The following is a 23,089-nucleotide window of genomic DNA, read 5'->3' as shown; positions in this document are numbered from 1 at the left end:
CGATCTGGTCGACCGGAGGTATCCGGTCGTCCGGTGCGACCGGACCGGGATTCCCGGTCGCACCGGACACCGACCGCACCACCCGAAAGCCGAAAGCCGAGATCCACGAGCCGACCGCCGACAACAGACCAACACCACCGAAGACAGCACCGACCTTGGCGAACAAGGCATCTCGCCAGGGGGTCAGCCGTACCAGCGTCACACCGTTCGCGCCCACGAGCCGGTGCCCTATGGCGCCCGCCCACTGACCCCGGAGGGCACCATGAGCCGTCCGCCACACCCCCTCCTTCCTACCCCCGGCCCGGTCGCGAGCCCGCCACCCCATTGACCCCGGCATGAAGCGGGGGAGGCAGGGCCGCGACGCCGACCGGCCCTGCCTGCCAAAGCCCCGTCCGCCCGATCCGGCCCGGGTCCGGATCCGGCGTCGTTGCCGCCGACTCCGACGCCGTTTCCGGGGTGCCATCCCGAGACGGCCCGGGCGGGCGGGGCCCATGCCGGACACACCGCGGCCGGCCAACGCCGGCGCCATGCACGGGGGATGAGAAAACCCAGCACAGAAAGCAGGAGGGACACCATGAGCACGGGTGTCTGGCTGGTCGGAGCGCGCGGATCCGTCGCGACCACCAGCATGGTCGGGGCCTTGGCGCTGCGCGCCGGGCTCGCCGAGCCGACCGGGTGCGTCACCGAGCATCCCGATCTGCGCGGTTCCGCGCTGCCACCGATCGCCGACCTGGTGTTCGGTGGCCACGATGTCGTGACCACATGCCTGGCCAAGAAGGCCGAGACCCTCGGCGAGGCGGGTGTCGTGCCGCCCAGGCTGGTCGCCGCCGTCGCCGCGGACCTGGCCGCCGTCGAAGAGAACATCCGCGTCGTGCCCGCCGGTGGTACGCAGGCCGAGACCGCGGCCGCGCTGGCCGCCGACATCACCGGGTTCCGTGACCGGCTCGGCCTGGAACGGGTGGTGGTCGTGAACGTCTCCACCACCGAGTCGCTGCCCGAACCCCGCCCGGCCCACGACGACCTCGACCTGCTCCGGTCCGAACTGGACGCCGGCGGGTCGCCGCTGCCGGGCAGCTCCCTGGCCGCCTACGCCGCGTTCACCGCCGGTGCGTCCTACGTGGACTTCACCCCGTCGACCGGCGCGCGGCTGCCCGCGCTGGACGCGCTGGCCCGGCAGAGCGGCCTCCCGTACGCCGGACACGACGGCAAGACCGGCGAGACCCTCGTGAAATCGGTGCTCGCGCCGATGTTCGCCCACCGCAACCTGGCCGTGCGCAGCTGGTCCGGCCTCAACCTGCTCGGCGGCGGCGACGGCGCCAACCTGGCCGCGCCCGGGCCCAACGCCGCCAAGTCCGCGAGCAAGCAGCGCGTCCTGGCGGAGACCCTCGGCTACGAGCCGGAGGGCAACACCCGCATCGAGTTCGTCGACGACCTCGGCGACTTCAAGACCGCCTGGGACCTCGTCAGCTTCGCCGGCTTCCTCGGCGTGCGGATGCGGATGGAGTTCTCCTGGCACGGCTGTGACTCCGCGCTCGCCGCGCCACTGGTGCTGGACCTGGCGCGGCTGACCAGCGCCGCACACCGGGCCGGCCGGCAGGGACCCCTGACCGAGCTGGCCTTTTTCTTCAAGGACCCGATCGGCGACGTGCCGCACGGCCTGGCCGAGCAGTGGTCCCTGCTGCACGGCTTCGTCAAGGGGCTCGCCTGATGCTCCGCGATTACGCCGAACTGGTACGGGCGCCCGCCGGGCTCTCGGTGCCCGGTGACGTGGTGGCGGGCGCGGCGGCGGCGGGCGCGTTGAGTGCCCGCACGCCCGCCCTTGCCGGGTCGTCCGTGCTGCTCTACTGGGCCGGCATGGCCGCCAACGACTGGGCCGACCGGGAGCTCGACGCCAAGGAGCGCCCGGAACGCCCGATACCCAGCGGCCGGATCGCGCCCGCACAGGCCCTCGCCGTCGCGGCCGGGCTGACCGGGGCCGGCATCGCGATGGCCGCACTGGCCGGCGGCCGCCGGGCCCTGACCGTCGCGGTCCCGCTGGCCACCGCGGTCTGGGCCTACGACCTCAAGGCGAAGAACACCCCCGCCGGCCCGGCCGTGATGGCCGCCTGCCGGGGCCTCGACGTGCTGCTCGGCGCCACCGGCGGCCGGACGCGGGCGGCCCTGCCCGCCGCGCTCCTGGTGGCCGCGCACACGTACACGGTCACCGCCCTGTCCCGGAAAGAGGTCTCCGGCGCCGACCACACGCTGCCGGTCGCGACGCTGGTCGGCACCGCGGCCGTGACCGCGGCCGCCGTCCGCCGGCGCCGGCAACGGGGCTGGCGTGCCCTGGTGCCGGCGGCGCTGGCCGGCTGGTACGCCGCCCGCTACGGCGCCGCGCAGGTCAAGGCCGCCGTCGATCCGTCGGCACCGACCGTTCGGGCCGCGGTCGGTGCCGGCATCACCTCGCTGCCGGCCCTGCAGGGCGCGCTGGCCGCGGGCGCCGGCGCCGCCGCACCCGGTGCGCTCGTCGCGGCCGCCATGCCGCTGGCCCGGCGGCTGACCCGGAAGGTGGCGGCCACATGAGGTTCGGTTACGGGACCAACGGGTTCGCCAACCACCGGCTCGACGACGCCCTCGCGGTGATCGCCGACCTGGGCTACGAGGGCGTCGCGCTCACCCTCGACCACGACCATCTCGACCCGTTCGCGCCGGACCTGCCGGCCCGGGTCGCCGCGGTCGCCAACCGGCTCGCCGAGCTCGGCCTGGGCGTGGTGATCGAGACGGGCGCCCGCTACCTGCTCGACCCCTGGCACAAGCACGCGCCGACGCTGCTGCACGACGACCCGGCCCTGCGGATCGAGTTCCTGCGCCGGGCCGTCGCGGTCGGCGCCGACCTGGGCGCCGAGGCGGTCTCGTTCTGGAGCGGCATCCGTCCGCGGGCCGTCGACCCGGACACCGCCTGGCAACGGCTCGTCGACGGCTGCGCCACCACGCTCAAGGAGGCGCAGGACCGGGGCGTCACGCTCGGCTTCGAGCCGGAGCCCGGCATGTTCGTCGAGGACATCGCCGGCTGGCGCCGGCTGCACGACGCCCTCGGCGCACCGGCGGCCTTCGGCATCACCCTCGACATCGGACACTGCCGCTGCCTGGAGCCCGACCCGGTGCCGGACTGCGTCACCGCGGTCGCCGACCATCTGGTCAACGTGCAGATCGACGACATGCGGCGGGGCACGCACGAACACCTCGAGTTCGGCACCGGCGAGATCGACTTCCCGCCCGTGCTGCGCGCCCTCGACGCGGCCGGCTACACCGGGCTCGTCGCGGTCGAGCTGCCCCGGCACTCGCACGCCGCGCCGGACGTCGCCGCCCGGTCCATCGACTTCCTCCGTAAGGCCGCCGAGACGGGAGAGGAGCCGCGATGAAACCCAACGAACTGCGAGCAGCACTGCCACCGGCCGCGGTCGGCTGGGTCGACGAGGCCGTCAGCCAGGTCGAGACCGATCCGGGCGCGATCGCCCGCCTGTTTCCCCGCGCGGCCCGCGCCTGCGGCCGCGTACCCCTGCCTGGTTCGTCCGGCTGGACCGCCGACGAGGCCGCCCGCGCGCTGCTCCTCGCCGCGCTCCCGGGCGACCAGGTGGCCGCCGAGGCGGACCGGCTCTACCGCTACGGCGACGCCGACGAGAAACGCGCCGTGCTGCGGGCGCTGCCGCTGCTGCCCGTCGGTGACACGGCCGTGCCGCTGCTGCACGACGCGCTCCGCACCAACGACACCCGCCTGGTCGGCGCCGCCCTCGGCCCGTACGCCGCCCACCTGGACGCCGCCACCTGGCGGCAGGCGGTGCTCAAGTGCGTGTTCATGGGCCTGCCGCTGTCCATCGTGGACCGCCTCGACGAGCGCGGCGACGAGGAGCTGCGGGTGATGCTCGCCGGGCTGGCGGAGGAACGGGCCGCCGCCGGACGACCGATGGCGGCCGACGCCATCGGACTGCTCAACCGGTTGTCCGGCACAGCGTTGCGGAAGGAGGCGTGATGCGCATCTTCGACCCACACATCCACATGACCTCGCGCACCACCGACGACTACGAGCGGATGGCGGCCGCCGGCGTGCGGGCGCTCGTCGAGCCCGCGTTCTGGCTGGGCCAGCCGCGCACCTCGGTCGGCTCGTTCACCGACTACTTCGACTCGCTGGTCGGCTGGGAGCCCTTCCGGGCCAGCCAGTTCGGCATCCGCCACCACGCCACCATCGCGCTGAACCCCAAGGAGGCCAACGACCCGCGCTGCGTCGGCGTCCTCGACGTGTTGCCGCGCTACCTCGAGAAGGACCGTGTGGTCGCGGTCGGCGAGATCGGCTACGACTCCATGACCGCCGAGGAGGACACGGCGTTCGCCGCGCAGCTCCAGCTCGCCATCGCCCACGAGCTGCCGGCCCTCGTACACACGCCGCACCGCGACAAGGCCCGCGGCACCGAACGCAGCATCAAGGTCGTCGCGGAGTCCGGCATCGAGCCGGGCCGCGTGGTCATCGACCATCTCAACGAGGTGACGGTCAGGACGGTCAAGGAGTCCGGCTGCTGGGCCGGCTTCTCGATCTACCCCGACACCAAGATGTCGCCACCGCGGATGGTCGAGATCCTCAAGGAGTTCGGCACCGAGCGGGTGCTGGTCAACTCCGCCGCCGACTGGGGCCGCTCCGACCCGCTGCTGACCCGCGAGACCGTCGACCTGATGCTGGCCGGCGGGTTCGGCGAGGACGACGTCGACCTCGTCTTCTGGCGCAACCCCGTCGAGTTCTACGGCCAGTCCGGCAAGCTGGAGCTGGACGACGCCGCACCGGAGAACCTGTTCGAGGGCAACTCGATCCTGCGCGGGGGCAGCTGATGCGCCTACGCCACCGGGACGGCCAGACCGTCCACCTCAGCTACTGCACCAACGTGCACCCCGCGGAGGACTTCGCCGGGATCGTCGCCCAGCTCGACACGTACGCCACCAGGGTGCGCGAACGGCTCGGCGCCGACCTGCTCGGCCTCGGGCTGTGGCTGCCCGCCCCGGTCGCGGCCGAGCTGGCCGACCAGGGCCGGCTGCGCCGGCAACTGCGGGCCGAGGTGGACGCCCGCGGCCTGGAGGTGGTCACCCTCAACGGCTTCCCCTACCAGGCGTTCCACGCCCCCGTGGTCAAGCAGGCCGTCTACCATCCCGACTGGACCACGCCGGCCCGCCTGGACTACACCCTCGACCTGGCCCGGATCCTGCTCGACCTGATGCCCGACGACGCCAGCCGCGGCTCGATCTCCACGCTGCCGTTCGCCTGGCGCGGGCCGTGGGACCCGGCGCAGGCCGGCGCGGCCCAGCGGATCCTGGAGCGGCTCAGCTCCGGCCTGGCGAGGATGGCCTGGGAGACCGGCCGGGCGGTACGCGTCGCGTTCGAGCCCGAGCCCGGCTGCGTCGTGGAGTCCACCGCGCAGGCGGTCCGGCACCTGGCCGACATCGACACCGACCGGATCGGCGTCTGCCTCGACCTGGCCCACCTCGCCTGCGCGTGGGAGGAGCCGGCGGAGGCGGTCGGCCGGCTGCGGGCCGCCGGCATCCCCGTGGTGAAAGTGCAGGTGTCCGCGGCGCTGGAGGCCGCCGACCCGGTCGCCGCGCACGACACGCTCCGGGAGTACGTGGAGCCGCGCTTCCTGCACCAGACCCGGTCCACCGCGACGGCTTCAGCACAGGATCCCGCCGACCCGGCCAGCGCGGCCGACGACCTCGACGAGGCGCTCGACCGCGGCCTCGACGGCGCCTGGCGCGTGCACTACCACGTGCCGCTGCACGCCGCCCCGATGCCGCCGCTGACCTCGACCGTGCCGGTGCTGAAACAGGCGCTCGGCGAGCTGGTCGGCGGCCCCACGGCGCTCTGCGACCACCTCGACGTCGAGACGTACACCTGGGGCGTGCTGCCGCCCGCCCGCCGCCCGGACGGCGACGCGGCGCTGGCGGACGGCATCGCCGCCGAGCTGGCCTTCGCCCGGGACACCCTGGTCGACCTGGGCCTTTCCGAGACAGCGGGAGCACGATCATGAGCCCGACACCACTGGTCGTCATCAACGTCGTCGGGCTGACCCCACGGCTGCTCAAGCGGATGCCCCGGCTGCGCGGCGTCGCCGAGCGCGGCTTCGAGGCCGAGCTGGGCACCGTCCTGCCCGCGGTCACCTGCTCGGCGCAGGCCACGTTCCTCACCGGCGAGCCACCCACCGGCCACGGCATCGTCGGCAACGGCTGGTACTTCCGCGACCTCGGCGAGGTGTTCCTCTGGCGGCAGCACCACGCGCTGATGGGCGGCGAGAAGGTCTGGCAGGCCGCCCGCCGCGTGCATCCCGGCTACACCGTGGCCAACGTCTGCTGGTGGTACGCGATGGGCGCCGACGTCGACTGGACCGTCACGCCCCGGCCCATCTACTACGCGGACGGCCGCAAGGAGCCCGACTGCTACACGGACCCGCCGGAGCTGCACGACGAGCTGACCGGCGCGCTCGGCGACTTCCCCCTGTTCACGTACTGGGGCCCGAACGCCGGCATCGCCTCGTCCCGGTGGATCCGCCGGGCGGCCGAGCAGCTGCTGGCCACGCACCTGCCCGACCTGACGCTGGTCTACCTGCCGCACCTGGATTACGACCTGCAGCGGTACGGCCCCGGCGCGCCCCAGGCCGCGGCCGCCGCGGCGGCCCTCGACGCCGAGATCGGCCCGCTGCTCGATGCCGCCGAACGCCGCGGCGCGACCGTGGTCGTGCTCTCGGAGTACGGCATCACCGACGTGTCCCGCCCGGTCGACGTCAACCGCCTGCTGCGGTCCGAGGGGTTCCTGCGGGTCTACACCCAGGACGGCATGGAGTACCTCGACCCGTGGACCTCGCGGGCGTTCGCGGTGGCCGACCACCAGGTCGCGCACGTGTACGTGAAGGACAAGGCCGACATCCCGGCGGTACGCAAGCTCTGCGAGGCGCTGCCCGGCGTCGCGGAGGTGCTCGACGCGGACGGCAAGGCAGCCGCGGGCCTCGACCACGAGCGGGCCGGCGAGCTCGTGCTGGTCGCCGAGCCGGACGCCTGGTTCACGTACTACTACTGGCTCGACGACGCCCGCGCTCCCGACTTCGCGCGGCTCGTGGAGATCCACCGCAAGCCCGGGTACGACCCGGCGGAGCTGTTCTTCGATCCGGAGAACCCGGGGAAGGCCAAGGGCCGCGCCGCGGTCGCGCTGGCCCGCAAGAAGCTCGGCATGCGCTACCTGATGAGCGTGGTCGGGCTCGACGCGGGCGCGCGTGCGGTGCGCGGGTCGCACGGCCGGCTGCCGGCGGATCCCGCCGACGGTCCCGTGCTGCTCTGCTCCGATCCGACGGTCGCACAGGACCGGTTCGCCGCGACCGAGGTCAAGGAACTGTTGCTGCGCCTGGCCGGAGTGACCCCGGCTGGTGCCAAGGAGGGATGATGACGGTCGACGTCCGACCCATGGACGCCGCGGAGCTGCGCGCGCGGTTCGACGCCGAGCTGGCCGCGTTCCTGGAACGCCAGGATCCGGACTGGCCCGACGGCGCGCCGCGCGGCGTCTTCACGACGCTGCACCGCTTCGTGCTGGCCGGCGGCAAGCGCCTGCGGCCGCTGTTCTGCTACTGGGGTTGGCGTTCGGCCGGGGGTGCCGACGGCGCCCCGATCATCGCGGCGTCGGCGGCGCTGGAGCTGTTCCATGCGTTCGCCCTGATCCACGACGACATCATGGACGGCTCCGACCGCCGGCGCGGCGAGCCGTCGGTGCACCGGCTCTTCGCCGACCTGCACACCCGCTCGTCATGGCGGGGCGACCCGGCCTCGTACGGGCGCAACACCGCCCTGCTCTGCGGTGACCTCTGCGCCGCCTGGGCCGACCAGATGTTCCACGAGTGCGGCCTGAGCGCGGAACAGGTGCACAAGGGGTACGGCGTCTTCGCGATCATGCGCACCGAGGTGATCGCCGGGCAGTACCTGGACCTGGTCTCCGGCGTCGGCGACGGCTCGGTGGCCAGCGCGCTCACGGTGATCCGGATGAAGGCCGCCCGCTACACGGTCACCCGGCCGCTGCAGATCGGCGCGGCGCTGGCCGGTGCCGGCGAGGAGGCTCTGGCGGCGCTCGCGGCGTTCGGCGACCCGTTGGGCGACGCGTTCCAGCTCCGCGACGACGTGCTCGGCGTGTTCGGCGACCCGGCGGTGACCGGTAAGTCCATCCTGGACGACCTGCGTGAGGGCAAGCCCACGGTGATGATGGCGCTGGCGCGTGGCAGCGCCGACCGCGACCAGCAGCGCCGGCTCAAGGAGCTGTTCGGCAACCCCGACCTCGATCCCGCGGGCGCCGCCGAGCTGCGGCAGATCATCATCGACACCGGAGCCCTGGACCGGATCGAGCAGATGATCAAGGTGCGTACGGACGCGGCGCTCGGCGCGCTCGCGGACGCGCCGGTCTCGGCGGAGGCCCTTCCGGTGCTCACCGCCCTGGCCGCCGAGGCCGTCGACCGGCAGCTCTAGACCAACTTTTCGCCGGATCAGCGAAAGTGGCACCGGTAGCGACAGAAGCTATAGACACATGTCCCTGAACTAATTTACTGTGTCGTCCACCGCGGTTTACAGGATTGGAATCCGCTACGGCACCCGGCGCGACGGCGCGCGCCCTGCCTGGCAAGAAACGTCAGGAAGGGACTGTCCATGTCGCAAATGGACAACCGTCGTAAGCTGCGCCGCCGAGCCGCCGGCTCCGCGTTGCTGCTCGTCGCCGCCGCCCTCAGCGGCGTCGTCGCCACCGCACCGGCCGCGCAGGCCCATCCCATCAGCGCCACCGACTTCCAGCAGGTGACCCTGGCCAAGGGCGTCGCCGAGGTCGGCGAGCCCATGTCGCTCGCCGTCCTGCCGGACCGCTCGGTCCTGCACACCGCCCGCGGTGGCCAGCTACGTCGCACCGACGCCAACGGCACAACCACGCAGATCGGCACCATCCCCGTCTACACGCACGACGAGGAGGGGTTGCAGGGCGTCGGCGTCGACCCGGGCTTCGCCAGCAACCGGTTCATCTACCTCTACTTCGCACCGCCGCTGTCGACGCCGGCCGGCGACGCCCCCGCGACCGGCACGAGCTGGACCGCCTGGCAGGGCGTCAACCGGCTCGCCCGGTTCACCCTCAACGCCGACTGGACGCTCAACATGGGCAGCCAGGTCACCGTCCTCGACGTGCCGGCCGACCGCGGCATCTGCTGCCACGTCGGCGGCGACATCGACTTCGACGCGGCCGGCAACCTCTACCTGTCGACCGGCGACGACAGCAACCCGTTCGACTCGGCCGGCTACGCGCCGATCGACGAGCGCACCAACCGCAACCCGGCCTACGACGCGCAGCGCTCCGCCGGCAACACCAACGACCTGCGCGGCAAGATCCTGCGGATCAAGGTGAACGCCAACGGGACCTACTCGATCCCGGCGGGCAACCTGTTCGCCTCCGGGACGGCCAACACCCGGCCGGAGATCTACGCGATGGGCTTCCGGAACCCGTTCCGGATCAGCGTCGACAAGGCCACCGGCGTGGTCTACGTCGGCGACTACGGCCCGGACGCGGGCTCCACGGACGCCAACCGCGGCCCGTCCGGCCAGGTCGAGTTCAACCGGGTCACGTCGGCCGGCAACTACGGCTGGCCGTACTGCACCGGCAGCAACACCAGCACCGAGACCTACAACGAGTGGAACTTCGCGACCGGCACCACCGGCCCGAAGTACAACTGCACCGGCGGGGCGACCAACAACTCGTTCCGCAACACCGGAGCGGGCACGCTGCCGCCGGCCCGGGCCGCCTGGATCAAGTACGGCGGCGACAGCGGCACCCCGACCGAGTTCGGCGGCGGTTCCGAGTCGCCGATGGGCGGCCCCGTCTACCGCTACAACGCGTCGAACCCGTCCACCACGAAGTTCCCGCAAAGCTTCGAGGGACAGTTCTTCGCCACCGAGTTCGGCCGCGGCTGGATCAAGCCGATCCACGTCAACACCGACGGCACCCGCGGCACGATCGACACGTTCCCCTGGGTCGGCAAGCAGGTGATGGACTCGGCGTTCGGCCCGGACGGCGCCTACTACGTGCTCGACTACGGCACCGGCTACTTCAACGGCGACGCCAACTCCGCGCTCTACCGCTTCGACTACGTGGCCGGCGGCAACCGGGCACCGACCGCCGTCGCCAGCGCCCAGCCCACCTCGGGCCAGGCCCCGCTCACCGTCGCGTTCTCGTCGGCCGGCTCCACGGACCCCGACGGCGGTGCGCTGACCTACTCCTGGGCGTTCGGCGACGGCACCACGTCGACCGCGGCGAACCCGTCGAAGACGTACACCAGCAACGGCACCTACACCGCGACGCTGACCGTGCGGGACCCGCAGGGCGCGACCGGCACGGCCAGCGTGCAGATCGGCGTCGGCAACACCGCGCCGACGGTCAACATCACCACCCCGGCCAACGGGCAGCTCTTCACCTTCGGCGACACGATCCCGTTCACCATCTCCGCGAGTGATCCGGAGGACGGCACGATCAACTGCGCCCGGGCGAAGATGACCTACGTGCTCGGCCACGACCAGCACGGCCACCAGATCACGTCCGTCAACGGGTGCTCCGGGTCGGTCACCGTCCCGACCGACGGGGAGCACGACGCGGCGGCGAACATCTTCGCGATCTTCGACGCCGAGTACACCGACAACGGCGGGCTCACCACGCACAAGCAGTTCACGCTCCAGCCCAAGCACCGCCAGGCCGAGCACTACAAGACCGCGTCCGGCGTCTCGCTGATCACCAAGACTGCCGCCGAGGGCGGCCGCACGGTCGGCGACATCCACAACGGCGACTGGATCGCGTTCGACCCCTACAAGATCAATAACGCCACCTCGGTCACCGCGCGGGTCTCCTCGGGCGGCGTCGGTGGCACCCTGCAGGTCCGCGCCGGCTCGCCCACCGGCACCGTGCTCGGCTCGGTCGCGGTGGCCAACACCGGCTCGTGGGAGACGTTCGCCAACGTCACGGCGAACCTGTCCGGCGCGCCGGCCGGCACGACCACGCTCTACCTGACCTTCTCCGGCGGCACCGGTGCGCTGTTCGACGTCGACGCGTTCACGTTCAACACGAACGGCGGCAGCACCGGCACCGGCCCGGTCGTCGGCCTGGCCAACAAGTGCCTGGACGTCCGCGGCGGCGCCACCGCCGACGGCACCCAGGTGCAGCTCTACACCTGCAACGGCTCCGCGGCGCAGACCTGGACCCGCACCGGGCAGACGCTGCGGGCGCTGGGCAAGTGCCTGGACGTCAGCGGCGCCGGCACGGCCGACGGCACAAAGATCCAGATCTACACCTGCAACGGTACGGGTGCGCAGAACTGGACGGCCGGCGCGAACTCGTCTTTGGTCAACGCGAGTTCGGGTAAGTGTCTCGACGTGAGTGGCAACAACTCGGCCGACAGCACCGTGGTCCACCTGTGGACCTGCAACGGCGCCGCGAACCAGCGGTGGACACTGCCTTAAGCGAACCCCCACCCGCGGGGGCGCCCGCCCAGGCGCCCCCGCACCGTCCCCGGGAGTGCAGATGCGCAGACTCATCAGGACCGCCATCGGCGCGGTCACCGCGGCGCTGGCCGTGATCGCCTGTACGACACAGGCGGGGCCCGCGAACGCCGCGGACGCCGCGTACGACGTCCTGGTCTTCTCGAAGACCGCCGGGTTCCGGCACGACTCGATCCCGGCCGGCATCCAGGCCATCCGCGAACTCGGCGCGGCCAACAACTTCACCGTCACGGCCACCGAGGACGCCAACACCTTCACGGCTTCCGGCCTGGCGCCGTACGAGGTGGTGGTGTTCCTCTCCACGACCGGCGACGTGCTCAACGCGACGCAGCAGACGGCGTTCGAGAACTACATCCGCTCCGGGCGCGGCTACGTCGGCGTGCACGCGGCGGCCGACACGGAGTACGACTGGGCCTGGTACGGCAACCTGGTCGGCGCGTACTTCAACTCGCACCCCGCGATCCAGCAGGCCAACGTCAAGGTGGAGAACCGGGGCACGGCGGCGACCGCGCACCTGCCGCAGACCTGGACCCGCACCGACGAGTGGTACAACTACCGCACCAACGTCCGCTCCACCGCGCGCGTGCTGGCCACGCTCGACGAGTCGTCGTACTCCGGCGGCGGCATGGGCGCCGACCACCCGATCATCTGGTGCAAGAACTTCGACGGTGGCCGGTCGTTCTACACCGGGCTCGGGCACACGCAGCAGTCGTACACCGAGGCGGCGTTCCGCTCGATGCTGCTCGGCGGCATCCGCTACGCGGCGGCCCGGACCGACGCCGACTGCCGGCCGGAGACCGGCTACACCGCGATCTACAATGGATCTACGACGGGCTGGTCGCAGGCCGGGCCGGGCTCCTTCACCAACACCGACGCCACGCTCAAGTCGACCGGCGGCATGGGACTGTTCTGGTACAGCGCCAAGCAGTACACCTCCTACTCGCTCAAGCTCGACTGGAAGATGGACGGCGACGACAACTCCGGCATCTTCATCGGCTTCCCGCCGTCGAGCGACCCGTGGTCCGCGGTCGACAACGGCTACGAGATCCAGATCGACGCGACGGACGCGGCCGACCGCACGACGGGTTCGGTCTACACGTTCAAGTCGGCGGACATCGCGGCCCGCGACGCGGCACTGAACCCGCCGGGGGAGTGGAACACCTACGAGCTGCTGGTCGAGGGCGAGCGGCTGCAGATCTTCCTCAACGGCGTGAAGATCAACGACTTCACGAACACCGTCGCGGCGCGGTCGCTGGCCGGCCACATCGGCATCCAGAACCACGGCACCGGTGACGACGTCTCGTTCCGGAACATCCGGATCAAGGAGCTGGGCACCCCGCCGCCGTCGGGTGACGTGACGGTCCAGGCGGAGTCGTTCTCCTCGGGCTCCGGCGTCCAGGCGTTCACCAAGGCCGGCGCCAACAACGGGCAGACGCTCGGCTACATCGAGCCGGGCGACTGGGCCGCGTACAACGGCGTGAACGTCGGCGGTGCGACCACCTTCCGGGCGCGCGTGGTGTCCGGCGGCCCGGGCGGCACGATCCAGGTGCGCAACGGGTCGACGACGGGCACGGTGCTCGGCTCGGTCGCGGTGCCCAACACGGGCTCGTGGGACACGTACGCCAATGTCCAGACGACGTTGACGAACGTGCCGTCCGGGTCCGCGAACGTGTACCTGACGTTCACCGGCTCCGGCACGGGACTGTTCGATGTGGACGACTTCACGTTCGTGAAGAGTTCGACACCGCCGACCGGGACGGGCCCGGTGCGGGGCCTGGCCAACAAGTGCCTGGACGTCCGCAACGGCGCCACGGCCGACGGCACGCAGATCCAGCTCTACACCTGCAACGGCAGTGCGGCGCAGACCTGGACCCGCACCGGGTCGACGCTGCGGGCGCTGGGCAAGTGCCTCGACGTCAGCGGCAGCGGCACGGCGGACGGCACGAAGATCCAGCTCTGGACCTGCAACGGGACCGGGGCACAGAACTGGTCGGCCGGCGCGAACTCGTCCCTGGTCAACGCGAACTCCAACAAGTGCCTGGACGTGAGTGGCAACAACTCCGCGGACGGCACGATCGTCCACCTGTGGACCTGCAACGGCGCGGCCAACCAGCGTTGGACGCTGCCCTAGCGGTGCCTTGACTGCGGTGGCCGGCAGGGGACGCCCACAACCCGTGCCGGTCACCGCCTCCAACCGACGCACCCTCCGCGCCTGCCCTGCGGAGGGTGCGTCGCTGTCGTTTCCGTGGTGCAGGAACATTTCATGTTAGTCAGCATTGACATGAAATCGCGGACGGTCCTACGGTCGATGACGAGATGGACGGCAGACGCGGCTACACGATGCGGGCCCGGGGCGACGCCAAGGCGGCGACCCGGCAGCGGATCCTGCGGGCGGCGCTCGAGCTGAGCGAGGAGAAGATGACCATCGAGATCACGCTCGACGAGGTCGCCTCCCGCGCCGGCACGAGCGTCCAGACCGTGCTGCGGCACTTCGGCTCCCGGGACGGGATGCTCGACGCCGCGGTCGAGAGCGTCTCCGCCGACGTTGTGGAGGAACGGCGGGCACCGCCGGGCGACCCGGCCGCGGCCGTGCGCGCGGTGGTGTCCCACTACGAGCGCCGCGGCGACTTCGTGCTGCGGATGCTCAGCCAGGAACACGACCCCCGGATCGCCGCCGTGGTCGGCCCCGGCAAGCTGCTGCACCGCGCCTGGGTGGAAGAGATGTTCGCACCGCAACTGGCCGGCCGCGCGGACCGCGAGGCGCTGGTCGACGTGCTGGTCGTAGCCACCGACGTCTACGCCTGGAAACTCCTCCGCCGCGACCGCGGCCTGCCGGTCCCCACGGTCGAGGCCCGCATGCTCACCCTGATCGCCGCGATCCTCGCGCAGTCGTGACCACATGGCCGCGCACCGACTCGCCGATGGCCCGCCACCGTCGGCGTTGATCTCGGGAAGGCCGGCTTGCCCGCCAGGAGATCGTCGGCCGCGGCCGCGTCAGCACGTCTCGGGAGGTCCGCAACAGATGGACGCGCTTTTCGTCACCGTCGACGGCGGTGGGAACCTGCCGCCCGCGCTCGGTATCGCCCGCGAGATCGTCCGCCGTGGCGGCACCGCGCGCTTTCTCGGGCACGAGCCGCAGCGCCCGGCGATCGAGGCCGCCGGGTTCGCGTTCGAACCGGTCAAGGCCGGCCTGTCCTACGACTCCGCGGCGCCGCGGAGCACACTGACCGGGCTGCGGGACCTGACCGCGGTCTTCGCCGACCGCGGCATCGGCGAGGACGCGCTGCGGCTGGCCACGGCCGCGCCCACCGACGTGGTCGTCGTCGACTGCCTGCTGCTCGGTGCCCTCCAGACCGTCCGGGCCGCCGGCATCCCGACCGTCTCCCTGGTGCACACGCTCTGGAGCTTCTTCGCCGCCGAGGCGCGCGGCCCGATCGGCGCCATCATGCGGATGCGCGGCATCCGGATGCGCCGGGTGCTCGAGTCGCCGGCGCTGAGCCTCGTCACCGTGCGACCGGATCTCGAGCCCCCGGGCGCGACCTTCCCCGCCGGCGTCCGGCACGTCGGCGTCGTCTGGCAGGACCCGCCCGCGCCCGTGCCGCCGCGGGCCGACCCGAAGCGCGTCCTGGTCAGCCTCAGCACGACCCGCTTCCCGGGTCAGGAGCGGGCGCTGCAGTCCATCCTCGACGGCCTGGCCGACCTGCCCGCCGAGGTGGTCGTCACCACCGGCCCCGCGGTCGACCCCGCGGGCCTGGAAGCGCCGGCCAACGCCGTCGTCCACCGCTGGGCCGACCACGGCGCGCTGCTGCCCGGCACCGCCCTGGTGATCGGCCACGGCGGGCACAGCACGACCGCCCGGGCGCTGTCGCACGGCGTACCCCTGCTGGTCATGCCCATGCATCCCCTGATGGACCAGACCGCGATCGGCGCCGCCGTGACCCGGCTCGGCGCCGGCCGGTCGATCAGGAAGAACGCCCGCCCGGCGGCCATCCGCGCGGCCGCCGCCGCGCTGCTCGCGGACGGACCGCACCGCGCGGCGGCCGCCCGGATCGGCGCCGAGATCCGCGAGCACGACGGCGCGGTCCGGGCCGTCGACCTGATCGAGACGCGCACGGCGGTCTAGGCGTTACGCGCGGTGCCGCCCGACCCCTACCGCCGCCGCCGCGCCGTCGGGCAGCGTTTGGCCGATGTCCGTCGACGCCTCGGCCGCCGCGTCCGTCCACGGGGACACCGGCTCGTCCGGCGGCGCCGGGGGAGGAGCCAGCGGCGGCAGGTGCACGCGGGCGTCGACCGCCTCCGCCAGCAGCAGGGCCGCGGCGAAGCTGGTCGGGCGCTGGTCCGGGTCGGGGTCCAGGCAGGACAGGCAGACGTCGGCGACCTCGGCCGGCAGCCCGTCGATGGCCGGCAGCCGCGCCGGGCCGACCACCGGCGGCGGGGCGATCACGTCACCGGACCGGGGTGGCGGCGGGAACGGCAGCCGGTTGGCGAGGCAGAGGAACAGCAGGACGCCGAGGGCGTACATGTCGGTGGCCGGCGCCGCCGGGTGGCCGTGGAAGCGCTCCGGCGCCATGAACGCCGGCGTGCCCACGATCGTGCCGTCGTCGAGGTGGTCGTCGCTGCCCGCCGTGACCGAGATGCCGAAATCGAGGACCTTCGCGCCGTACGGCGTCAGGATGACATTTGCCGGTTTCACGTCCCGGTGGACCACCCCGGCCACGTGCGCCGCGGCGAGGCCCGCGCTCACCTCCGCGCAGACCCGCACGCCGATCCGCCAGTCGAGGGGTCCCGACCGCATGTGCTGCGCCAGCGTCCGGCCGTCGGCGAACTCCATCACGAGGTACGGCAGCGCCGGGCCCTGCGGTGTCCGCCAGACCCCGACGTCGAACACCTCCGCGATGTTCGGGTGGGCCAGCGCGGCCACGGCGCGGGCCTCGGACCGCACCAGCGCCACGCCGCCGTCGGCCAGGATCACCTTGATGGCGACCGTGCGCCCCAGCGTCTCGTCGTGGCCGCGCCACACCTCCGCCGCACCGCCGACGGCGATGCGGCGCTCCAGCCGGTAGCGGCCGTCCAGCCGCGTGCCCTCGTCGCCCATCGGATCTGCATTACCCACCTGGCCGGCCCGGACACACGCCCCTTCCCTCGAACGAGAACACCGATCTAGAGTGAATCCGCAGCCGCGGACAGCGGCCGGCAACCGGGCGGGAGGCGCAACCCGCCCGGTCGCACGGGCTCGACCCCACGAGCCCGGCCGGCCGAAGCCGGGCCGCCGACACGACCGCCGGACGGTCTCCTCGCGCCTGTCCACCACCAGGATCCCGGGTCACCTCAAGGGAGAAGAAGGACAATGGCGCGACCCATCACGCTCTTCACCGGCCAGTGGGCCGACCTGCCGTTCGAGGAGATGTGCCGGCTGGCCTCCGAGTGGGGCTACGACGGGCTCGAGATCGCCTGCTGGGGCGACCACTTCGAGGTCGACAAGGCGCTCAACGAGGACGGCTACGTCGACCGCAAGCGCGAGACGCTCGCCAAGTACAACCTGCAGGTGTTCGCCATCTCCAACCACCTGGTCGGCCAGGCGGTCTGCGACCACCCGATCGACGAGCGCCACCAGGACATCCTGCCGGCCCGGATCTGGGGCGACGGTGAGCCCGAGGGCGTCCGCCGGCGGGCCGCCGAGGAGATCAAGGACACCGCCCGCGCGGCCGCCAAGCTGGGCGTCAAGACGGTCGTCGGTTTCACCGGCAGCTCGATCTGGCACACGGTGGCCATGTTCCCGCCCGTGCCGGCCAGCATGATCGACAAGGGGTACGAGGACTTCGCCAACCGGTTCAACCCGATCCTCGACGTGTTCGACGAGGTGGGCGTCCGGTTCGCGCACGAGGTGCACCCCAGCGAGATCGCGTACGACTACTGGACCACCAAGCGCACCCTCGAGGCGATCGGCAACCGGCCGGCGTTCGGGCTCAACTGGGACCCGTCGCACTTCGTCTGGCAGGAGCTCGACCCGGTCAACTTCATCTTCGACTTCCAGGACCGGATCTACCACGTCGACTGCAAGGACGCGAAGGTACGCACGGGCGACGGCCGCCGCGGCCGGCTCAGCTCGCACCTGCCCTGGGCGGACCTGCGCCGTGGCTGGGACTTCGTCTCCACGGGGCACGGCGACGTCCCGTGGGAGGACTGCTTCCGGGCGCTCAACGCGATCGGGTACGACGGCCCGATCTCGATCGAGTGGGAGGACGCCGGCATGGACCGCCTCGTCGGCGCCCCCGAGGCGCTCGAGTTCGTCCGCCGGCTCGCGTTCGACGCGCCGAGCGCGGCCTTCGACGCGGCGTTCTCCAGCAAGGAGTGACCGAGCGACCCGCAGGGCCCCGGCGCGGGGCCCTGCGGGTCAGGTCGTGGCCGCGTCGAGGAGGGCGCGGAGTTTTGCCGCGCGGTGGGGGCTGCCCTGCCCTATCCAGGCAATTCGGCCCGCGACGTGGTCCGCGAAAGCGGGGTGGCCTGTCCGGTTCTGTGCGGCCAGGCCCGTCCGTGCGGCGTTGTGCAGGATCGCTCGCAGCCGGTCGTACTCCGCCCGGGGCGCCAGCGGCCGGTCGTTGACCACCAGGCCGGCGAGCAGTTGGCGGTCGCCACGGCCGCGGACCCGCGTCTTCGTCGGATGCACCCGGAAACCTTCGTCCCGGACCACCGATGTCACGCCCGCCAGCAGGTCGGTGAGCCGTCGCCGCGGCAGGTCGCCGGAGAAGGCCAGGTCGTCCGCGTAGCGCCGGTAGGTCAGGTCGAAGGCGCCGGCCAGGCCGGACAGGCGCCGGTCCAGGCGGTACGCGCACAGGTTGGCCAGGGCCGGCGACGTCGGTGCTCCCTGGGGCAGGTGGCCGGCCCGCAGCGCCGAAAGCCGGGCCGTCCGGTCCGCCAGGTCGGGTGGGGCGGTCCGGAGCACGTGTGCGGGCGTGCGGACCGTACACAGCCCGGTCAGCGCGTGGGCGACCGGTTCGGGATAGCCAGCGGTGCGCAGCAGCCCGTACACCCGTCCGGCGCCGATCGTGGCGAAGAACGCCAGCAGGTCGACCCGGATGACCACCGCGCGGCCCGCGTGGGCGGCGGCGAACGTCGACGCCGACCGCGCCGGCACAAATCCGTGTGCCGCGTCATGAACCGGGACCCGACCGAGCAACTCCGCCAGCAGCCGCCGCTGTAGGGCCCGCAACCGGGGCTTCGGCGCCTCGATCAGCCGCGACCCGGCCCACCGGCAGCGGTAGTGGCGCAGCCGCTCGTCGGCGGCCCGCCGGTTCAGCGCGCGGCGGTCGGCGTACCAGTCGAGCTGTTCGATCGTCAGTCCGAGCAGCGCCGCGAGCCCCCCGAGGTCGTCGATCACCGGGGTCGACCAGCGGTGGGTCACCGTGCGGGTCACGCCGACCGGGCGCGAGCGGATGACGATCGGCGTCCGCGCGTGCCGGACGGCCTCCCGCAGCGGTTCGAGGGTGGCGACGAAGGCCGCGAGCTCGCGGGGCCGGTCGCTCGGGCGGCGGGGATAGGCGGTCAGGACGGCTTCGGCCACCGGCACGAGCCAGCGCCGGCGCACGCCGAGCACCTCGCCGCCGCGGTCCGCGAGGGCCGGGCGGCGCCATTCACCCTCGGCCAGGAAGGCGTCGGCGAGCGCCACTGCCAACCCGCGGGCGTCGGTCACGGCGGCGTGTCCCGACGATGCCCGGTCGTGCGGGTGCTGGGGCTCGCGAAGCGTGCTGGCGCACCTGCGGTGTCGTGCTCAGGGAGATGATCCGTCCCCGGGGTTGCCCCGGAGCGGCCGTGACCGTAACGCGGCACGGTCAGCTCGGGACACGCCGCCATTCGCGCATCGTAGCGGTGGGGAACGTGACGAGCCCCCCGCCGCGATGGCGAGGGGCCCGGTGCTTGCCCATGATCAGGGCATGGGTTTGGTCGGTGCCGCCGACGAGGACGACGTCGTCGACGAGGTGAGCCCGTTGGTGCCCGCGTGGCTGTGCTCGCGGCTGCCGGAGCTCATCTTCTCGCCGAGCTTCGAGTGGCTCAGCTTGTCCTTGCCCTCTGACATCAGCCGGTTCGCCTGGGCCTGGGCCGTGCCCTTGGCCTCCTGGACCGTGGGGTGGTCCATCATCTTGCGGGCCTGCTGAACGATCTCCTCGTACTTCTCCCGGCCCGCGCGGGCGCCCAGGACGAAGCCGGCGGCGAGTCCGCCGATGAACCAAAGCTTTCCGCGCATTGCGGCTCCTTCCGTGTGCCGGACACGTTGTCCCGGCGTTGCTGTGTCCCGGCGTTGCTGTCCCCGGTTACCTACCCATCGTGCAGCCGACCCATGCGCCGGAAGCACTATCTGACTAATTTGCCCTGTTTTCGCGCCCGCCGGGGCGGAACGACCGCGAACCGGACGGCAGAGCGTGTCGTACCCCCACCCGATGCCCCCGAAACAGCGCGCGTCCTGTACTCTCGTACCGGTCGCGCGGAGCCGGGAAACCGGCGAAGCAACCGATCCCCCGTAGCTCAATTGGCAGAGCAGCCGGCTGTTAACCGGCAGGTTTTTGGTTCGAGTCCAAACGGGGGAGCCACCTACTCAGTCCATGGGCAGCTCCCGTCGCACCGCGGCCGCGATGCTCTCCGCGTCCAGCCCGCGCGCCTTCAAGATCGCGCTCCGCGAGCCGTGTGCCAGGAACCGCTGCGGCAGTGCCAGCGAGCGCACCGGCACACCCGAACCCGCCTTGCGCAGGGCCCGCGACACCGCGTCGCCGTAGCCGCCGTGCGCGCCGTTGTCCTCGACCGTGACCACCAGCCGGTACGCCGCCGCGGCCGCGACCAGCTCCGGGTCCACCGGCAGCAGCCAGCGCGGGTCCGCCACGGTCACGGGGACCGCCAGCCGTTCGGCCGCCGCCAGCGCCGCGCCGCCGAGCGGACCGACCGCCAGCACCAGCACGCCGTCCGCTCCCGGGTCCGGCCACGGAGCAGCGCCCGAAGCGGGCACGCTGCCGGAGCCGGAGCCGGAGCCGGAGCCGGAGCCGGAGCCGGAGCCGGAGCCGGAGCCGGAGCCCGAAAGGGGCGCCGCTCCGGAGGCCGGCACGTGGGCGCCGCCGGCTCGCCATACGCCGCCCGGTGCCGAGCCAGGCCGCTGACCGCCCGCCGGACCCCAGCGCAGCACGTCCGCCGTGCCCAGCCGCCCGACGGCGGCCAGCGCCGGCCCGACGTCCGCCTTGGGGAACCGCAGCGCCGCCGGCCCGTGGTGGTCGACCGCCTCGCGCAGCAGCAGCCGTAGCTGCTCGCCGTCGCGCGGCGCGGCCACCCGCATCCCGGGCACCATGCCGAGCAGCGACAGGTCCCACATGCCGTGGTGGGACGGCCCGTCGCTGCCCGTGACGCCGGCCCGGTCGAGCACGAACGTGACCGGCAGCCGGTGCAGCGCGACGTCCATCAGCACCTGGTCGAGCGCCCGGTTGAGGAACGTCGAGTAGACGCAGACCACCGGGTGCAGCCCGCCGGTGGCCAGCCCGGCCGCCGAGGTGACCGCGTGCTGCTCGGCGATGCCGACGTCGAACGCCCGGTCCGGGTACGCGTCCGCGAACGCCTGCAGCCCGGTCGGCCCGAGCATGGCCGCGCTGATCGCCACCACGTCCGGCCGCGCGGCGCCCAGCGAGACCATCTCCGCCGAGAACACCGAGGTCCAGCTCTGCTTGCCGGACGCCGGCCCGGCCGGACCGACCGTGTGCATCCGGTCGGCCTCGTCCTGCTCGGCCGGTGGGTGGCCGAGGCCCTTGCGGGTCAGGCAGTGCACCACGACCGGCGTGCCCAGCGACCGCGCCTTGCGCAGCGCGACCTCGACCTCGGCGGCGTCGTGCCCGTCCACCGGGCCCAGGTAGGCCAGGCCGAGCTGCTCGAACACCGATGCCGCCGGCCCGTCCCGCAGCGCCGCCAGGTGCTGGCCGACCGCGCCCGCCGTGGGCGCGTACGACCGGCCGTTGTCGTTGAGCACCACCACGATCGGCCGCTGCGGCGCGGCGGCGATGTTGTTCAGCGCCTCCCACGCCATGCCGCCGGTCAGCGACCCGTCACCGACCACCGCGACGACCGCGCGGTCGGGCCGGCCCCCGAGAGCGAAGGCCTTCGCCAGCCCGTCCGCGTACGACAGGGCGGTCGAGGCGTGCGAGTTCTCGACGATGTCGTGCGCGCTCTCCGACCGCGACGGGTAGCCGGACAGCCCGCCCTCCTGCCGCAGGCTGTCCAGCGCGGCCCAGCGGCCGGTGAGCATCTTGTGCACGTACGCCTGGTGCCCGGTGTCCCACACCAGCGCGTCGTGCGGCGAGTCGAACACCCGGTGCAGCGCGATCGTCAGCTCGACCACGCCGAGGTTGGGCCCGAGATGGCCGCCGGTCCGCGTGACCGACGAGATCAGCAGGTCACGGATCTCCGCGGCCAGCTCGGGCAGTGCCGACTCCGGCAGCGCCCGCAGGTCGCCCGGACAGTGGATGCGCTCCAGCATGGCCATCGAAATCACCGCCCGACGGCCGCCCGCATGGTCTCCTTGAGCGATCCCAGCGTGGCGATCACCGCCGTCGGCTCGTATCCGCAGTGCGCCATGCAGTTCGCGCAGCGCGGGTCCTTGCCCCGGCCGAAGGCGTTCCAGTCGGTCTCCTCGATGAGCTCCTTGTAGGTGGCCGCGTAGCTGTCGTCCAGCAGGTAGCACGGCCGCTGCCAGCCCAGCAGCGAGTAGGACGGGATGCCCCATGCCGTGCACTCCAGCTCCCGCTTGCCCTCGAGGAAGTCCAGGAAGACCGGAGAGTGGTTCAGCCGCCACTTCTTGCGCCGCCCGTTGGCGAACGCCTTCGCGAACAGCTCGCGGGTCTCGCTGACACCGAGCCAGTGCTCCTGGTCGGGCGCCTTCTGGTACGCGTACGCCGGCGAGATCTGCATGTTGTCGACCTCGACCACGTTGTTGAGGTAGTCGAGGACGCCGATGACCGTCTGCGGCGTGTCCGTGTTGAAGAACGTCGTGTTGGTCATGACCCGGAAGCCGGCGGCCTTGGCCATCTTGATGGCCTCGATCGCGCCCTCGAAGCCGCCCTCGTGGCTGACGGACAGGTCGTGCCGCTCCTTGAGCCCGTCCACGTGCACCATCCACGCGAAGTTGCGGTGCGGCTTGAACTTGTGGAGGTGCTTGGGCATCAGCAGCGCGTTGGTGCACAGGAACACGATCTTGTTGCGGTCGAGCAGCTGGCGGACGATCTCGTCGATCTGCTTGTGCATCAGCGGCTCGCCGCCGGCGATCGAGACCATCGGCGCGCCGCTCTCCTCGATCGCGGCGACCGCCTGCTCGACGGGCATCCGCTTCTTGAGCAGCGCGGCCGGCTGCTCGATCTTCCCGCAGCCCGCGCATTTCAGGTTGCACGCGAACAGCGGCTCGAGCTCCACCAGCAGCGGGAACTTGTCCCTGCGGAGCAGCTTCTGCTTCAACAGGTACCGGCCCAGCCGAACGGACTGCCTGAAGGGCATGGCCATC

The 23,089-nt window shown here is 72.5% G+C and carries 19 protein-coding genes and 1 tRNA gene; 14 read left to right on the top strand and 6 right to left on the bottom strand.

The window, feature by feature from the left end:
- Positions 1–217 (bottom strand): hypothetical protein (locus AB0H87_RS07600; RefSeq protein WP_360141273.1); only part of this gene is annotated, 217 nt, incomplete at its 3' end.
- A gap of 357 nt (positions 218–574) precedes the next feature.
- On the opposite strand from AB0H87_RS07600, the gene AB0H87_RS07595 reads away from it, so the two are divergent.
- The 12 genes from AB0H87_RS07595 to AB0H87_RS07540 all read left to right on the top strand — a co-directional run bounded on the left by AB0H87_RS07595 (position 575) and on the right by AB0H87_RS07540 (position 15,691).
- A complete protein-coding gene (locus AB0H87_RS07595; RefSeq protein WP_360141270.1) occupies positions 575–1,708 on the top strand; it encodes an inositol-3-phosphate synthase in 1,134 nt (377 codons plus the stop codon).
- Complete coding sequence (locus AB0H87_RS07590; protein ID WP_360141267.1) at positions 1,708–2,562, top strand: SCO3242 family prenyltransferase; 855 nt, start codon at positions 1,708–1,710, stop codon at positions 2,560–2,562. Before AB0H87_RS07595 ends, AB0H87_RS07590 begins: the two co-directional genes overlap by 1 nt.
- Positions 2,559–3,401, top strand: coding sequence for a sugar phosphate isomerase/epimerase family protein (locus tag AB0H87_RS07585; protein WP_360141264.1), 843 nt, complete (start codon positions 2,559–2,561; stop codon positions 3,399–3,401). Before AB0H87_RS07590 ends, AB0H87_RS07585 begins: the two co-directional genes overlap by 4 nt.
- Positions 3,398–4,009: an EboA domain-containing protein gene (locus AB0H87_RS07580; RefSeq protein WP_360141261.1), complete on the top strand. Its 612-nt coding sequence runs from the start codon at positions 3,398–3,400 to the stop codon at positions 4,007–4,009. Before AB0H87_RS07585 ends, AB0H87_RS07580 begins: the two co-directional genes overlap by 4 nt.
- On the top strand, positions 4,009–4,857 hold the full coding sequence (locus AB0H87_RS07575; RefSeq protein ID WP_360141258.1) for a TatD family hydrolase: 849 nt from the start codon (positions 4,009–4,011) through the stop codon (positions 4,855–4,857). The genes AB0H87_RS07580 and AB0H87_RS07575 overlap by 1 nt, the downstream gene beginning before the upstream one ends.
- Positions 4,857–6,044 carry a metabolite traffic protein EboE gene (gene eboE / locus AB0H87_RS07570; RefSeq protein WP_360141255.1) on the top strand — a complete coding sequence of 396 codons (1,188 nt, stop codon included), beginning with the start codon at positions 4,857–4,859 and terminating at the stop codon, positions 6,042–6,044. The genes AB0H87_RS07575 and eboE overlap by 1 nt, the downstream gene beginning before the upstream one ends.
- Positions 6,041–7,447 (top strand): nucleotide pyrophosphatase/phosphodiesterase family protein, encoded by a 1,407-nt coding sequence (locus AB0H87_RS07565; RefSeq protein WP_360141252.1) that lies wholly within the window; start codon positions 6,041–6,043, stop codon positions 7,445–7,447. Before eboE ends, AB0H87_RS07565 begins: the two co-directional genes overlap by 4 nt.
- Positions 7,447–8,514, top strand: a complete 1,068-nt coding sequence (locus AB0H87_RS07560; RefSeq protein ID WP_360141249.1) for a polyprenyl synthetase family protein — start codon at positions 7,447–7,449, stop codon at positions 8,512–8,514. The genes AB0H87_RS07565 and AB0H87_RS07560 overlap by 1 nt, the downstream gene beginning before the upstream one ends.
- A 186-nt stretch (positions 8,515–8,700) precedes the next feature.
- Entirely contained in the window at positions 8,701–11,529 is a 2,829-nt protein-coding gene (locus AB0H87_RS07555) for a PQQ-dependent sugar dehydrogenase (protein ID WP_360141246.1), read from the top strand.
- A 61-nt stretch (positions 11,530–11,590) separates the two neighbouring features.
- On the top strand, positions 11,591–13,699 hold the full coding sequence (locus AB0H87_RS07550) for a ThuA domain-containing protein (RefSeq protein ID WP_360141243.1): 2,109 nt from the start codon (positions 11,591–11,593) through the stop codon (positions 13,697–13,699).
- A gap of 185 nt (positions 13,700–13,884) precedes the next feature.
- The gene (locus AB0H87_RS07545; RefSeq protein WP_360141240.1) at positions 13,885–14,463 is read left to right on the top strand and encodes a TetR/AcrR family transcriptional regulator; all 579 of its coding nucleotides are present in this window, start codon (positions 13,885–13,887) and stop codon (positions 14,461–14,463) included.
- 127 nt (positions 14,464–14,590) lie between these two features.
- Positions 14,591–15,691, top strand: a complete 1,101-nt coding sequence (locus tag AB0H87_RS07540) for a glycosyltransferase (RefSeq protein WP_360141237.1) — start codon at positions 14,591–14,593, stop codon at positions 15,689–15,691.
- Between the two features lie 3 nt (positions 15,692–15,694).
- On the opposite strand, the gene AB0H87_RS07535 is transcribed toward AB0H87_RS07540, so the two are convergent.
- Complete coding sequence (locus AB0H87_RS07535; protein ID WP_360141234.1) at positions 15,695–16,663, bottom strand: serine/threonine-protein kinase; 969 nt, start codon at positions 16,661–16,663, stop codon at positions 15,695–15,697.
- A gap of 252 nt (positions 16,664–16,915) precedes the next feature.
- Here AB0H87_RS07535 and AB0H87_RS07530 point away from each other — a divergent pair, with 252 nt between their 5' ends.
- On the top strand, positions 16,916–17,923 hold the full coding sequence (locus AB0H87_RS07530; protein ID WP_360141231.1) for a sugar phosphate isomerase/epimerase family protein: 1,008 nt from the start codon (positions 16,916–16,918) through the stop codon (positions 17,921–17,923).
- Between the two features lie 39 nt (positions 17,924–17,962).
- Here AB0H87_RS07530 and AB0H87_RS07525 read toward each other — a convergent pair whose 3' ends face one another.
- Entirely contained in the window at positions 17,963–19,258 is a 1,296-nt protein-coding gene (locus AB0H87_RS07525) for a reverse transcriptase family protein (RefSeq protein ID WP_360141228.1), read from the bottom strand.
- A gap of 234 nt (positions 19,259–19,492) precedes the next feature.
- Positions 19,493–19,810, bottom strand: coding sequence for a hypothetical protein (locus tag AB0H87_RS07520; RefSeq protein WP_360141225.1), 318 nt, complete (start codon positions 19,808–19,810; stop codon positions 19,493–19,495).
- 267 nt (positions 19,811–20,077) lie between these two features.
- Between AB0H87_RS07520 and AB0H87_RS07515 the strand changes: the two genes are divergently transcribed.
- A tRNA-Asn gene (locus tag AB0H87_RS07515) sits at positions 20,078–20,153 on the top strand.
- A 5-nt stretch (positions 20,154–20,158) separates the two neighbouring features.
- On the opposite strand, the gene AB0H87_RS07510 is transcribed toward AB0H87_RS07515, so the two are convergent.
- Positions 20,159–22,078: a 1-deoxy-D-xylulose-5-phosphate synthase gene (locus tag AB0H87_RS07510; RefSeq protein ID WP_360141222.1), complete on the bottom strand. Its 1,920-nt coding sequence runs from the start codon at positions 22,076–22,078 to the stop codon at positions 20,159–20,161.
- 5 nt (positions 22,079–22,083) lie between these two features.
- Positions 22,084–23,088, bottom strand: a complete 1,005-nt coding sequence (gene hpnH, locus AB0H87_RS07505; RefSeq protein WP_360141219.1) for an adenosyl-hopene transferase HpnH — start codon at positions 23,086–23,088, stop codon at positions 22,084–22,086.
- Position 23,089 lies beyond the last annotated feature (1 nt).

This window comes from Asanoa sp. NPDC050611 (assembly GCF_040654855.1).
GTDB lineage: Bacteria > Actinomycetota > Actinomycetes > Mycobacteriales > Micromonosporaceae > Asanoa.
The sequence above is the reverse complement of the archived record's forward strand: the minus strand, read 5'-3'. Positions and strand labels throughout refer to the sequence as shown.